Below are 13,444 nucleotides of genomic sequence, written 5' to 3' on the forward strand. Positions count from 1 at the left end.
CTAAATTTATATTCACATAAGGGAGAGAGAGTACAATGACAGCATCTATTATTAACGGTAAAGAAGTATCCCAAGAGATCCGCGCAAGCATGACAACAGAAGTAAAACAGCTTAGCGAACAGGGGGTAGTACCTGGTCTGGCTGTTGTGCTCGTCGGGGAAGATCCGGCATCCCAAGTATATGTGCGTAATAAAGAAAAAGCATGTCACGACCTCGGTTTCTACTCTGAAGTGCATCGCTTGGATGCAGACACGTCCCAAGAAGATCTGCTTGCGCTGGTGGACAAGCTGAACAATCAACAATCCATTAACGGAATTTTGGTTCAACTCCCATTACCGAAACATATCGAAGAGAAAGCGGTCATTGATGCAATTGCCGTGGATAAAGACGTAGACGGATTCCACCCAGTCAATGTTGGTAATCTTGTTATTGGAGACGATAGTCTGCTTCCATGTACCCCTGCGGGTGTAATTGAGCTGATCAAACGTACTGGGCTGGAAATGTCCGGTAAACATGCAGTGGTCATCGGAAGAAGCAATATTGTCGGCAAACCGGTATCGCTGTTACTGCAACGTGAGAATGCGACGGTAACCATGTGTCATTCCCGTACAGCCAACATGAAAGAAATTACGCGTCAGGCGGATATTTTGGTTGTAGCCATCGGCCGTGCTAATTTTGTGGATGCTGATTTTGTGAAACCGGGTGCTGTTGTTATTGATGTCGGCATGAACCGTTTGGAGAATGGCAAACTGGCAGGAGACGTTGATTTCGAGAGCGTGAAAGAAGTTTCTGGTCCAATTACACCCGTTCCTGGTGGTGTTGGTCCGATGACAATCACAATGCTGATGCAAAATACATTGATCGCTGCCAAGCGCGCTCACGGATTGGCCTAGGGTTTTGTCTGTGGCAGATCAAAAGATATACTCCATCAAAGACCTGAACCGATACATCCGGATGAAACTGGAATCGGATCAGGTTCTGTCGGACGTCTGGCTGCGCGGGGAGATTTCGAATTTCACGCATCACTCCAGCGGCCATATGTATTTTACATTGAAGGACAAGGACAGCCGAATCAAGTCAATTATGTTTGCGTCCCATAACCAGCGATTACCTTTTGTACCGAAGGAGGGTGCAAGGGTTATTGCCCGTGGTAATGTCTCGGTATATGAACGGGATGGGCAGTATCAATTCTACGCTACCCATATGCAGCCGGACGGAATTGGAAGTCTGTATCTGGCTTACGAACAGCTCAAGAAAAAGCTCGAGGGTGAAGGGTTATTTTCACCTTCGCGAAAAAGACAGATCCCTCGTTATCCACAGACCATCGGGGTTGTAACTTCACCGACGGGAGCGGCGGTACGAGACATCATGATCACACTTCAGCGTAGATACCCTTCTGCCAAAGTTGTTTTGTATCCTGTTCTGGTACAAGGCAAAGGTGCAGCACCTTCCATTGTCAAAGCAATTGCCAACTTGAACCGGATGGGAGAAGCTGACGTACTTATCGTTGGACGCGGAGGCGGTTCACTGGAGGAGTTGTGGGCCTTTAATGAGGAGATTGTGGCAAGAGCAATAGTTGCTTCGGATATTCCTGTCATTTCTGCGGTTGGGCATGAAACGGACTTCACTATTGCTGATTTTGCAGCCGATTTGCGTGCGGCTACACCTACAGCAGCTGCTGAATTAGCTGTACCTAATCGAGCTGAGTTGCTTGATCAGATCGGACAACGGCAGCGTCAGTTACAGCTTAGCTTGCGTCAGCGTGCTGTACATAATCGTGAACGGCTCGCAAGATTACAGCGTTCGCCAGTACTGGTGCATCCAAGACGTACCTTGATGCAGCATACGGAACGTCTGGATATGATGCACCAACGGCTTTTGAGAACAGTGGATACGCGTATGAAATGGACAGGAGAGAAACAGGAGCGTCTGCGGGCAGCACTGCAACGATTCAATCCTCGTGAGCAGGTCAATGCAGCACGCCGTGAGAATGCGGCAGCACGCAGACAACTTGAACTTGCGATCAGGTCTATAACCAGGTCGAAGCAGCAACAGTGGAAATCATCTGTGCGGCATCTGGATGCGCTTAGCCCGCTTAAAGTCATGTCACGGGGATACAGCCTTGTCTATGACGAGCAAGAACAGCGATTGATCAAGTCAACGAAGGATGTACAGCCTGGAGATTCAATTAAGATTAAATTAACAGACGGGCAGCTGGACTGTCAGGTTTGGGGAATGAAGGAGGACGACAATACCCATGGCGAATGAACCGGAATTGAATTTTGAAGAGGCAATGGCGGCATTGGAAGACATCGTAGGTCAGCTGGAACATGGTGATGTTCCGTTGGAACAGGCCATCGATCTGTTTCAGCGCGGGATGAAACTTTCGCAACTTTGCGGTCTGAAGCTGGAACAAGTGGAACGCAAGATCGAAATGATCGTAGAAGAAGATGGAGAGCTTCGCAAGAAGCCTTTCGGAACTGCTGACGATGAGAGCGGTGAAGTCCATGAGTAATCGTCCTTCGTTTCAAGCATACCTCGAAGAGGTCACAGCTGAGGTGACAGAAGCGTTGAAACATACGCTTCCCGCTCACTGGGATGTACCCCAATCGCTGACGGATGCGATGCAGTACTCACTCATGGCCGGAGGCAAACGCCTTCGTCCTCTTCTGGTCGTTGCTGCGGCGGAAGCCTTCGGTGCACAGCGTACAGCTGCAATGCCGGTAGCCTGCGCCGTGGAGATGGTTCATACGTATTCACTGATCCACGACGACCTGCCTGCTATGGATAATGATGATTACCGTAGAGGGAAATTAACGAATCACAAGGTATATGGTGAGGCAACCGCCATATTGGCAGGGGATGCGCTGTTAACCCATGCTTTTTATAGCATTGTTCAAGCTGGACGCCGTAGTGGTGTGGCGGCAGATGCGTTGCTGTCCATCGTAGAGGACATGTCCGAACTTGCTGGAGCAAGAGGGATGGTCGGCGGTCAAGTTGCAGATATGGAAGGCGAGCAGGGCATGACTGATCTTGCACAGCTCCAATATATTCATTTGCACAAAACGGGTGACCTGATTGTTTTCTCACTCATTGCTGGAGCACGAATCGGTGGAGCAACGGAAGGACAATTGGAAGCACTGCGTGTGTTTGGACGTGATCTGGGGCTGGCGTTCCAGATTCAGGATGATATTCTCGATCTGACGGGCGACGAGCAGAAGATGGGCAAAAAAACACAGAGCGATGTGAATCAGCAGAAGGTAACGTATCCTTATTTTATTGGCATGGAGGCTTCTGTAGAGGAAGTGAAATCCCTTACCCAATCTGCAAAAGATGCACTTGAAAGAGCCGAGTTACCTGATTCATCCAGATTGCTGGAAATTGCAGATTATCTGATGAGTCGTGACCATTAGATTCTGACGGAGCGGTCTGTTTCAAAATCTATGTAACCGTGTAATGAATGTAATGTCCTTTTTCCGAGTAGATGTAAAGAGCTGTTCCGAGTGGATGCGTGAATACATATGGAGAAGAATTTTAAATAACTTACTGGCGAGAATGCTCGTTATCGGGAGTATAGTGCAGTAAATTATGATTCTTGTTCTTTTATGTTATAATGATTTAATGTCATTTGATTCATAATGTATATATCGATTTACAACAATAACTAAACAATCTAGGAAAGCGGGGAGATTCTCGTGCTGCTTCCACAAATTAAACAACCCAGTGATCTAAAGTCGATGTCTCAGGATGATCTTGCCCTTTTGTCGGCAGAGATCCGGCAGTTTCTGATTGAGAAGCTGTCTGTTACAGGTGGGCATCTCGCACCCAACTTAGGCGTGGTTGAGCTCACGGTAGCCCTGCATTACTGCTATAACAGTCCAGCAGACAAAATGATTTTTGATGTAGGGCATCAGGCTTATGTGCATAAAGTCCTGACAGGGCGTATGGATCGTTTTGATACATTGCGTCAACATAACGGCCTGTGCGGGTTTGTCAAACGCAACGAAAGTGAACATGATGTATGGGAAGCTGGACACAGCAGTACTTCATTGTCCGCTGCGATGGGGATGGCTCTTGCACGTGATCTGAAGGGTGAGAACAACCAAGTTATCGCGATGATTGGTGATGGAGCGCTTACAGGTGGTATGGCTTTTGAGGCCCTTAATCATATCGGTCATGAGCAGAGAAAACTGATGGTTATTCTGAATGATAATGAAATGTCCATTGCTCCAAACGTTGGGGCCATGCATAAATATTTGAGCAAGATTCGTTCGGATCGTCATTATCTGAAAGCAAAAGATGATGTCGAGGGGATGCTTAAAAAAATTCCTGCTATTGGGGACCGTTTGGCCAAATCGGCAAGCTGGATCAAAGATAGTGTCAAATATATGATGGTACCAGGTGTTCTTTTCGAAGAACTGGGCTTCACGTATTTGGGACCGATTGATGGGCACGATATTCCCAAATTGATTGAAACCTTCAAACAGGCAGATAACGTTGATGGTCCTGTGCTCGTTCACGTGCTTACGACCAAAGGCAAAGGTTATCAGCCAGCAGAAGCTGATTCGCACAAGTGGCACGGGATTTCTCCGTACAAAATTGAATCTGGGCAAGTGCTGAAGGCAGTCGGAAAACCGATGTACACGGAAGTGTTTGGTCAAACACTAATTGATCTTGCGAAGCAGGATAAGCGGGTCGTAGCTGTAACGCCAGCAATGCCTACAGGATCAGGTCTCATCCCTTTTAGTAAGGAATTCCCTGACCGCATGATTGACGTAGGGATCGCAGAACAGCATGCGGCAACCATGTGTGCTGCACTGGCTATGGAAGGTTTGAAGCCGGTCTTTGCCGTGTATTCTACGTTTATGCAACGTGCATATGATCAGATCGTACATGATATTTGCCGACATAACGCTAACGTGATGTTTGCCATTGACCGTGCCGGGTTTGTTGGTCCGGATGGGGAAACACATCAAGGGGTATATGATGTGGCATTTATGCGCCATATTCCAAATATCGTTCTGATGATGCCAAAAGACGAAAATGAATTGCGTCACATGATGAAAACGGCGCTTGATTATAATGAAGGTCCAATTGCTTACCGTTATCCGCGAAACAATGTAGTTGGTGTACCTCTGGATGATGTACTTGTTCCGATTTCGATCGGATCATGGGAGCAACTGCGTCCATCCGAAGGATATGCTGTCATCGCTTCAGGGTCGATGGTACAGCTTGCAGAAGAAGCAGCAGAGATGGTGAAGCGGGAAGGGATTACAGCAGGCGTAATCAACGCTCGCTTCCTCAAACCTCTGGATGAGCAAATGCTGCGTGACCTAGCTGTTCGAGGCATCAAATTGATTATACTTGAAGAAGCATCCCAAGCAGGTAGCATGGGAAGTGCGGTTCTGGAATTCTACGCAGAACAGGGACTGCATGACGTACATGTGCAACTGATGGGGATTCCGGATCGTTTCATCGAGCATGGCAGTATTAAGGAACAACGTGAGGAAGTGGGTCTTACCGTTGAAAATGTATGTGCTGAACTGCGCAAGATGGCTGTTCAATCATCTTACGGCATACCCAAAACACGTTTTCCTTCGTAAATTTACATGATAGGAGACAGACATGTCACTCCCGAAAGAACGAATTGATGTTCTGCTGGTTGAGCAGGGCTATTATGAAAGTCGTGAGAAGGCAAAAGCTGCAATCATGGCTGGACTGGTATATGCCAATAATGAGCCAATCGAAAAGGCGGGCATGAAAATTCCAAGGGAAGCCGAGCTGAAAGTTAAAGGCTCGGTACATCCCTACGTCGGCAGAGGCGGATTGAAGCTCGAAAAAGCGATCCGTCATTTCGGCCTTGATATGAATGGACTTGTCATGCTCGACATTGGTTCATCCACCGGTGGATTTACGGATTGTGCACTTCAGCATGGCGCGTCTCACGTCTACGCTATTGATGTGGGGTATAATCAGCTCGACTGGTCTTTGCGTAATGATGAGCGGGTTACTGTTATGGAACGAACTAATTTTCGCTATGTGACTCCTGAAGATCTGGCGGGACCCGTGCCGAACTTTGCGAGCATTGATGTGTCGTTCATTTCACTGCGAATCATATTGCCGCCACTTCTGGCTCTTTTGAAACAACCTGCAGATATCGTTGCATTGATTAAACCTCAATTTGAGGCAGGGCGTGAAAAAGTAGGCAAGTCCGGTGTGGTACGTGATACGAAGGTACACAAGGATGTATTGCAGACGATGCTTCATTTTGCCAGTCAACTTGGTTTGCATCTGCAGAGTTTAACTTTTTCACCGATAACCGGTGGAGAAGGTAATATCGAATTTCTCGCACATTGGCGTCTGGAAGCACCAGAGGCAACACAACCAGAGATCGATCCAGCTTCACTTGACGCACTTGCAGAGCAAGTTGCGAAGGAAGCAGCTCATACATTTAAGGGAAACTCATCATAAGATGGGTTTCTTTTCGCTGGAAAGGTGATTCATGTAAAGGGAAATCGTTACTGAACCTCGAATATGTCTTCGAGGTGAGCGATAATGGATGGTCAATATGACACAATCGTTATAGGTGTACTTGCTGTCTGTTTGATCTTGTGGTTGTTCTTTGGCTTACGTAATTGGGTGAATCGACCGATGCCAGTAAGCTTGTCTGGAATGCAACTGAACGTGAAGATTCAGGATTCCCCGGCATTGGACTTGCTTGAAGCACAGGGTTACGAAGTCATTGGTGGCAAAATGAAAGTCCCTCTGGCTTTTGAGGCCAATGAATCCATTTATTACAGCAGATTATTCATTGATTATGTTGCAGAACGTGAGGATCTCAGATACCTGGTGAAAACGTCTCGTCGCAGACAGCCAATTGAAATGACCGGCCCTGCGCTAAGGGATCGCTTCCTCAATTATCTGTTGTTATATCCTGGCTGTGAAGGATTGCTGTATGTTGACGTGGAGGATTCCGATATTAAGTTAATCAGGCTCATGGACTATCAGGAAGATGTGTATGATGGGGATGATCTGGACTAATATAAAAGAATGAACATTGCAGGGCAAAGTCTGCGGCGAATTACAAATGCTGCTTTATTGCAATACATTTAACTGGAGGCATGTATGAAAGGACAAAGGCACATCAAGATTCGTGAAATCATTAGTCAAAATGAAATTGAGACCCAGGATGATCTGGTTGAAGCACTACGCAAATCAGGTTTTCAGGTGACTCAGGCGACGGTATCCCGGGATATCAAGGAACTTCTGTTAATCAAGATTCCAATGGATGACGGAAGATACAAATACTCTTTGCCAACAGATCAACGATATAATCCGATTCAAAAGTTGAAGCGTGCACTCGTTGACAACTTCTTGCACATTGATCACACAAACAATCTAGTTGTGATGAAATGTCTGCCAGGAACAGCCAACTCCATTGCAGCTTTGCTTGATAATATTGAGTGGAATGAAGTCATGGGCACGATCTGTGGAGATGATACCATTCTGATTATCTGCCGGACTGAAGGTAACAGCGTGACCGTTATTGAACGCATCATGGGTTATATTGCTTAAAGTGCGTGTTCAAAAAGATCGGTTTTCAGTACCGAGAAGATGGGATGAAGCTAGAAATGGAGTAGCGGAGCGTAGGGAAACTACGTGAGCAACTGCAATGTTTCCGAAGGAAACATACTTCGTAAGCATCCCACTTATTTCGGCTAAATTCCATATTCGATGCTGATGATGCCACCAGGCATCCTTTGTAATCAAAAGCGGACTTTTTGAACAACCTCTTGAATCAATGGTTCAAAAACATAATTTCTGAGTTAGTCATCCGGAGGTGTTTTTGCAGATGTTAGTTACGTTATCGATTCGAAATCTGGCTGTGGTGGAAGAAGTGGACGTTGTATTCCATCCGGGATTCCATGTACTTTCAGGGGAAACGGGTGCAGGAAAGTCGATTATTATAGATGCACTTGGCTTAATTGCTGGTGGACGAAGTTCAGCGGATCTGATCCGTTACGGTTGTGACAAGGCAGAGATGGAAGCCTTGTTCGAGATGGAGCAGAGTCATCCGGTATGGCAGACATTGGAGAAGCTGGGTATCCATTGTGAGCCTGAAGAGCATCTGGTCATTCGACGTGAACTGAATACACAGGGGAAGAGTACATCCCGCATTAATGGACAATTGGTCAATCTGACCATGCTGCGGGAAGTAGGTGAGAAGCTGATCAATATTCATGGACAACATGAACATCAGAGTTTGCTGCGTGCAGAGAGCCATCTGGGGCTTCTCGATACTTATGGCTCGGAAGTCATCGGACCTGTCAAAGCGACGTATCAAGAGCGTTATAGCAAGTTTATCACGGCGGAAAAGGAACTGCGTGCGCTTCAGGAGTCCAGTCAGCGGGCATATCAACTTCTGGATATGTATCGCTTTCAGCTTGAAGAGATTGCAGCCGCAAGCCTTACACGAGGTGAGGATGAATTACTCGGGGAAGAACGGGTCAAACTATCCCATAGCGAGAAAATGATGGACAGTGTTGCTGGTGCATATGATCTGCTCAGTGGTCAACGCGGACTTGAAGCTGTGAGCATTGCCCTTTCAAGAATTGAAGACATTTCTGGATATGATAACAAAGGACTGCAACCAATCGTAGAACAGCTTCAATCCGCATTTTATCAATTGGAAGATGCGACATTTCAGTTAAGGGATTACCGGGAGAAGATTGAATTTAATCCGGCAAGGCTGGAAGAAGTGGAGCAAAGGCTGAATCTGATTTCTGGCCTCAGACGGAAATACGGGGACAGTGTTGAAGTTATTCTGAGTTATTATGAGCAGATTAGCCATGAAACCGACCAACTGGAGAACAAGGACGAACGGCTGGAGAAATTGCGAGCTGAACGTGACAAAATGCTTAACCTTGTGATGGAGTCTGCTGAAGAGCTCAGCAAGGTTCGCAAACAATGCGCCGAGGATCTTGCTGCACAGGTGGAAAGCGAGCTCAAGGATCTGCAAATGGAGCGGACTACACTGCGTGTTCAGATTACTCCTTTCGAAGATCCTAAGGGCATTGAATGGAATGGACGTCGTATTCGTCTGAATCGTCAGGGTGCGGACAATGCGGAATTCCTGATCTCACCGAACCCGGGCGAGCCATTACGACCACTTGGCAAGATTGCTTCAGGTGGTGAGTTGTCGAGGATGATGCTGGCGATGAAGAGTATCTTTGCGCGACATGACCGGATACCTGTGCTGATTTTTGATGAAGTTGATACAGGAGTTAGCGGTAGAGCAGCTCAATCGATTGCGGAAAAACTGTTCCGCTTGTCTTCGACTTGTCAGGTTTTCTCAATAACGCACTTACCACAAGTGGCTTGTATGGCAGATCATCAGTATCTCATTGAGAAACATGTCTACGATGGACGGACGATGACGCAGGTGGAATCGCTGTCAGACGAAGGCAGAGTGAAGGAATTGGCACGTATGCTGGGCGGCGTGGAAATTACAGAAAAAACACTGCATCACGCACAGGAAATGCTGAATTTGGCGGAAGCCAAAAAAGGGTGAAACGGACGGCTGGCGTAATGATTGACAGTAATAAAAGCCTGGGGGCGAGGTTATCTTAAAGGTACGCAATTGGCGACCACCTTTCGTCAAGCGAAAGAAGCAAAGGGAGTGTGACAGCCATTGAATTCCCCCCTCAGGAAGAAATTGCTAGGTCTTTTATTTGCCTTCTTTCTTTGTGTGATTAGCCAGGCCATTCAGCCTGTGCAAAGTTATGCTTCACTGCCGGATGAATTACAGGTGTTTGCTGGCAGGCAAGCGGATGTCCGGCTCGCTGTACCTGCTGCTTCAAGCGCCGTTGTAGATCGTCCTGATATCGTTGGTTTGGATGATCGGGCAGCGATGCATGTTACCAGGCAACAACCTTTGCATCTTCACCCCCAACAGACGGGACATGCCAAATTAACGTTGAAGTTGTGGGGGAAAATTCCGGTCAAAACAGTCCATGTGAATGTGATACCGGATTTGCGTGTTGTACCCGGTGGTCAAACGATTGGCGTCAAAGTTAAATCGGCAGGCATTCTGGTGGTAGGTCATCATCTGGTCCATTCTGGGCAGGATGAGCGTGTATCGCCAGGAGAAACGGCAGGCATTAAGCTCGGAGATCTGATTACGCATATGGATGGTAAACGCCTTGATGGCGTGGCAGGTGTCTCTGAAGCCGTTGAACTTGCAGGTAAAAGTAAAAAAGGTATTGATGTTGTGTTAAAACGTGGTAAGGAAACGGTGAAGACACGATTAACTCCGGCGTATGACTCCGAGGATCAAGCGTGGAGGCTTGGGTTGTACATTCGTGATTCTGCAGCCGGTGTTGGCACACTTACCTTCTATGCTCCAGATCAGGGCGTATACGGCGCACTGGGCCATGTGATTACAGATATGAACACACAAACATCTATTGTTGTGGGTAGTGGTCAGATTGTTCAGTCCAATGTGACGTCCATTTCTAAAAGTGAGACCGGTGATCCGGGTGAAAAACGTGCTCATTTCCTCAAGGAAAGCAAAATTTTGGGCAATATTGAACGTAATACGGCTTTTGGCATCTTTGGTAAAATGTCCGGAAATCCTGAGCACAGTCTGTATTCGAAAGGTATTCCCGTCGCTTTTTCTCATGAAGTCAAAGAAGGACCGGCCGAAATACTTACCGTGGTTGACGGTCAACAAGTTGAGCGCTTCTCCATTGACATTGTTCATGTGGCAGATCAAACCGAACCAGCAACAAAAGGTCTGGTGCTTCGAATCACGGACCCGAAACTGTTGGATAAGACCGGAGGCATTGTTCAAGGGATGAGTGGCAGCCCCATTGTACAAAACGGTAAGTTGATCGGTGCAGTTACTCATGTATTCGTGAATGATCCGAAATCGGGTTACGGTTGCTTCATTGAATGGATGTTACAAGATGCTGGCGTTATGATGAAGAAGGAAAACGATAAGAACCTCAAGGCTGGCTAAACAGCCCTGAGGTTCTTTTTTGTCGAAAGCAAACATAATATATCGGATAATGAAATAAATTATTTATTATATAGGATCAAGAAAAAAAAATAAAGAAAAATAATTTTCGACAGAAGGAATTTAACTGGCTGTGTCGAAAATTAAACGTGTAAGGAAATGTACGAAACGATGTTTAATTTAAAGGAGGATACCGTTTTGCAAAAAATTGAGGTATTGCTGGCCGATGATAATCGTGAATTTACGAATTTGCTTGCCGAATATATATCTGAGCAGGAAGATATGGAAGTAACCGGTATTGCATACAATGGAGAAGAAGTACTGCAATTGCTGGAGCAAACTCGGGATGTGCCGGATGTATTGATTCTGGATATTATCATGCCTCACCTGGACGGACTGGGTGTGCTTGAGCGCTTGCGTGACCTGAACCTGTCTCCACAGCCTAAAGTCATTATGCTTACGGCATTCGGACAAGAGAATATCACACAGCGTGCCGTGCAACTCGGAGCTTCTTATTATATTCTTAAGCCGTTTGACATGGAAGTGCTTGCGAATCGTGTGCGTCAACTGGTGGGAACACAGACGGCGATGTCCACAAGCAGCGGATCATCCATGTTCATGAAATCATCCAATGTTGTGCCAATGGGCAAACACAAAAATCTGGATGCAAATATTACGTCCATCATACATGAAATCGGCGTTCCTGCGCATATTAAAGGATATCAGTATTTGCGCGAAGCCATTACGATGGTGTATAACAATATCGAAATTTTGGGAGCCATCACCAAAACACTGTATCCGGCGATTGCCGAAAAATTCAAAACCACCCCGTCCCGCGTCGAACGTGCCATCCGTCATGCCATTGAAGTGGCATGGACTCGTGGTAACATCGACAGCATCAGCCACTTGTTTGGTTACACGATCAACATCAGCAAGTCGAAGCCGACAAACTCGGAATTCATTGCGATGGTCGCTGACAAGCTGAGAATTGAGCATAAGGTAAGCTGAAAGGTTCAGGAGTAGTGAGTTGGCAAGTATAGTATGGTTTCATTACATGTTCTAGCCAAATGAATTTTGGCGGCCTATATCTGAACTCGTTCATTTCATACCGATAAACTTCTGTAATATATGCTAACGAATACCGTCAATTATTGGATTCAAGATATCCAGTAATTGACGGTATTTTTGCATGATTGTTTCTGAACTTTGAGATCAAGCATTAAAGTAAGCTCCCTATAGCAAAATTCAGAAAAGGAAATATTTCATAAACTTTTACCCTCAGTTAACGCTTTTTCAAGTAGAAAGTGGTACGATGTGACCATTGACAAAGACCTACATATATATTTAAAAAGTTGGATTAGATGCTACGAACAGAGGAGTAGAATAGTATGTTTACGCAAATAGGCCAGATTGCTGAACCAATTCCTGTAGTACAATCTGATACAAAATGTGATATCGTCTATCATCTTTTCAAGTCCAATCCTAGTCTGGAAGGTATAGCTGTTATGGGGGAGAAGGGTGTGTCATTAATGATGCGGCCCCAATTCTTTCAGCAGATAGGCACCCAGTACGGCTATAATCTGTATATGGGACGTCCTGTAGAACTGGTGATGAACACGCAAGCACTGGTCGTGGATTATTCGGAACAGATTACAGATGTCAGTGTTCTAGCCATGGACCGAGATGAAGGGGAGATATATGATCTTGTTTTAGTCACGTCAGGGGAAAGTTTCTTTGGAGCTGTGAGTATTCGACGTTTGCTACTCGCTGTTGCTGATGTACGGGCTGAAATGGCGATTTTTATGAATCCGCTGACTGGTCTTCCAGGTAATCATATCATAGATGAAAGGCTGTCTCAGGCTCTTCAGATGGACCATTTTAGCGTATTGTACGTTGATCTCGATCAATTCAAATCCTACAATGATAGCTACGGCTTCAAAATGGGGGATCAGCTTATTCAGGCGACAGCTAACTTGCTTCGCAAGTTATTTGTTCCCCCTGAAGCTTTTCTTGGACATATTGGTGGGGATGATTTTATTACGATCCTGAATCACCATGATTACAAATATATTAGTGAGGAAGTCATCTCAGGTTTTGAGGAAATGAAAAAGACATTCTACAACGAACATGATTGGCATAATCAATATGTTCTGGGGGAAGGACGTTCCGGGCTAAATCGGCCCATTCCTCTCGTGTCGGTGTCCATCGCCGTTGTCACCAACAGCAAGCGAAAATATGAAAACATAGATCAGATAATTGATGAGGCCACACGCATCAAAAAAGGTTGTAAAGCGATTGCTGGTAGTATCATCTGTGCAAATGATACCGCTGGTACTCCGTGCTAGAGATAAAATTACGAGAACGTAGAGGACAGAGAGAACCTGAAGATGTGGGTCTAAAAGCTTTCTGTAAGAAAGCTTCTTCGGA

Annotated in this window: 12 protein-coding genes; all 12 read left to right on the plus strand. The window is 46.0% G+C overall.

Annotated features, from left to right (window positions below; all coding sequences use genetic code 11):
* The first annotated feature begins 35 nt into the window (after positions 1-35).
* On the plus strand, positions 36-893 hold the full coding sequence (folD, locus tag ACE04G_RS30740) for a bifunctional methylenetetrahydrofolate dehydrogenase/methenyltetrahydrofolate cyclohydrolase FolD (RefSeq protein ID WP_017687597.1): 858 nt from the start codon (positions 36-38) through the stop codon (positions 891-893).
* A gap of 10 nt (positions 894-903) precedes the next feature.
* Positions 904-2,268, plus strand: coding sequence for an exodeoxyribonuclease VII large subunit (gene xseA, locus ACE04G_RS30745; RefSeq protein ID WP_339304861.1), 1,365 nt, complete (start codon positions 904-906; stop codon positions 2,266-2,268).
* The gene (gene xseB, locus ACE04G_RS30750; protein ID WP_017687599.1) at positions 2,258-2,515 is read left to right on the plus strand and encodes an exodeoxyribonuclease VII small subunit; all 258 of its coding nucleotides are present in this window, start codon (positions 2,258-2,260) and stop codon (positions 2,513-2,515) included. The genes xseA and xseB overlap by 11 nt, the downstream gene beginning before the upstream one ends.
* The gene (locus tag ACE04G_RS30755; RefSeq protein ID WP_445252519.1) at positions 2,508-3,413 is read left to right on the plus strand and encodes a polyprenyl synthetase family protein; all 906 of its coding nucleotides are present in this window, start codon (positions 2,508-2,510) and stop codon (positions 3,411-3,413) included. The genes xseB and ACE04G_RS30755 overlap by 8 nt, the downstream gene beginning before the upstream one ends.
* Positions 3,414-3,695: 282 nt before the next feature.
* Positions 3,696-5,603, plus strand: coding sequence for a 1-deoxy-D-xylulose-5-phosphate synthase (dxs, locus tag ACE04G_RS30760; RefSeq protein ID WP_339304857.1), 1,908 nt, complete (start codon positions 3,696-3,698; stop codon positions 5,601-5,603).
* Between the two features lie 22 nt (positions 5,604-5,625).
* The gene (locus ACE04G_RS30765; protein WP_339304855.1) at positions 5,626-6,471 is read left to right on the plus strand and encodes a TlyA family RNA methyltransferase; all 846 of its coding nucleotides are present in this window, start codon (positions 5,626-5,628) and stop codon (positions 6,469-6,471) included.
* Between the two features lie 84 nt (positions 6,472-6,555).
* Entirely contained in the window at positions 6,556-7,041 is a 486-nt protein-coding gene (locus ACE04G_RS30770) for a hypothetical protein (RefSeq protein WP_339177624.1), read from the plus strand.
* 84 nt (positions 7,042-7,125) lie between these two features.
* Positions 7,126-7,575: a transcriptional regulator AhrC/ArgR gene (ahrC, locus tag ACE04G_RS30775; protein WP_017687604.1), complete on the plus strand. Its 450-nt coding sequence runs from the start codon at positions 7,126-7,128 to the stop codon at positions 7,573-7,575.
* A 277-nt stretch (positions 7,576-7,852) separates the two neighbouring features.
* Complete coding sequence (recN, locus tag ACE04G_RS30780; protein WP_449005400.1) at positions 7,853-9,571, plus strand: DNA repair protein RecN; 1,719 nt, start codon at positions 7,853-7,855, stop codon at positions 9,569-9,571.
* 120 nt (positions 9,572-9,691) lie between these two features.
* A complete protein-coding gene (gene spoIVB / locus ACE04G_RS30785; protein WP_449005401.1) occupies positions 9,692-11,020 on the plus strand; it encodes a SpoIVB peptidase in 1,329 nt (442 codons plus the stop codon).
* Positions 11,021-11,215: 195 nt separating this feature from the next.
* Positions 11,216-12,025 (plus strand): sporulation transcription factor Spo0A, encoded by an 810-nt coding sequence (gene spo0A / locus ACE04G_RS30790; RefSeq protein ID WP_036614349.1) that lies wholly within the window; start codon positions 11,216-11,218, stop codon positions 12,023-12,025.
* Between the two features lie 380 nt (positions 12,026-12,405).
* Positions 12,406-13,362 (plus strand): GGDEF domain-containing protein, encoded by a 957-nt coding sequence (locus tag ACE04G_RS30795; RefSeq protein WP_449005402.1) that lies wholly within the window; start codon positions 12,406-12,408, stop codon positions 13,360-13,362.
* Positions 13,363-13,444: the final 82 nt, after the last annotated feature.

This window comes from Paenibacillus sp. AGC31 (assembly GCF_057334655.1).

What these genes read in the sequence shown, in the direction of transcription:
- ACE04G_RS30765 (WP_339304855.1), top strand. Translation starts at nt 5,626, where the DNA reads ATGTCACTCCCGAAAGAACGAATTGATGTTCTGCTGGTTGAGCAGGGC.
- folD (WP_017687597.1), top strand. Translation starts at nt 36, where the DNA reads ATGACAGCATCTATTATTAACGGTAAAGAAGTATCCCAAGAGATCCGC.
- ahrC (WP_017687604.1), top strand. Translation starts at nt 7,126, where the DNA reads ATGAAAGGACAAAGGCACATCAAGATTCGTGAAATCATTAGTCAAAAT.
- ACE04G_RS30755 (WP_445252519.1), top strand. Translation starts at nt 2,508, where the DNA reads ATGAGTAATCGTCCTTCGTTTCAAGCATACCTCGAAGAGGTCACAGCT.
- ACE04G_RS30770 (WP_339177624.1), top strand. Translation starts at nt 6,556, where the DNA reads ATGGATGGTCAATATGACACAATCGTTATAGGTGTACTTGCTGTCTGT.
- ACE04G_RS30795 (WP_449005402.1), top strand. Translation starts at nt 12,406, where the DNA reads ATGTTTACGCAAATAGGCCAGATTGCTGAACCAATTCCTGTAGTACAA.
- xseB (WP_017687599.1), top strand. Translation starts at nt 2,258, where the DNA reads ATGGCGAATGAACCGGAATTGAATTTTGAAGAGGCAATGGCGGCATTG.
- recN (WP_449005400.1), top strand. Translation starts at nt 7,853, where the DNA reads ATGTTAGTTACGTTATCGATTCGAAATCTGGCTGTGGTGGAAGAAGTG.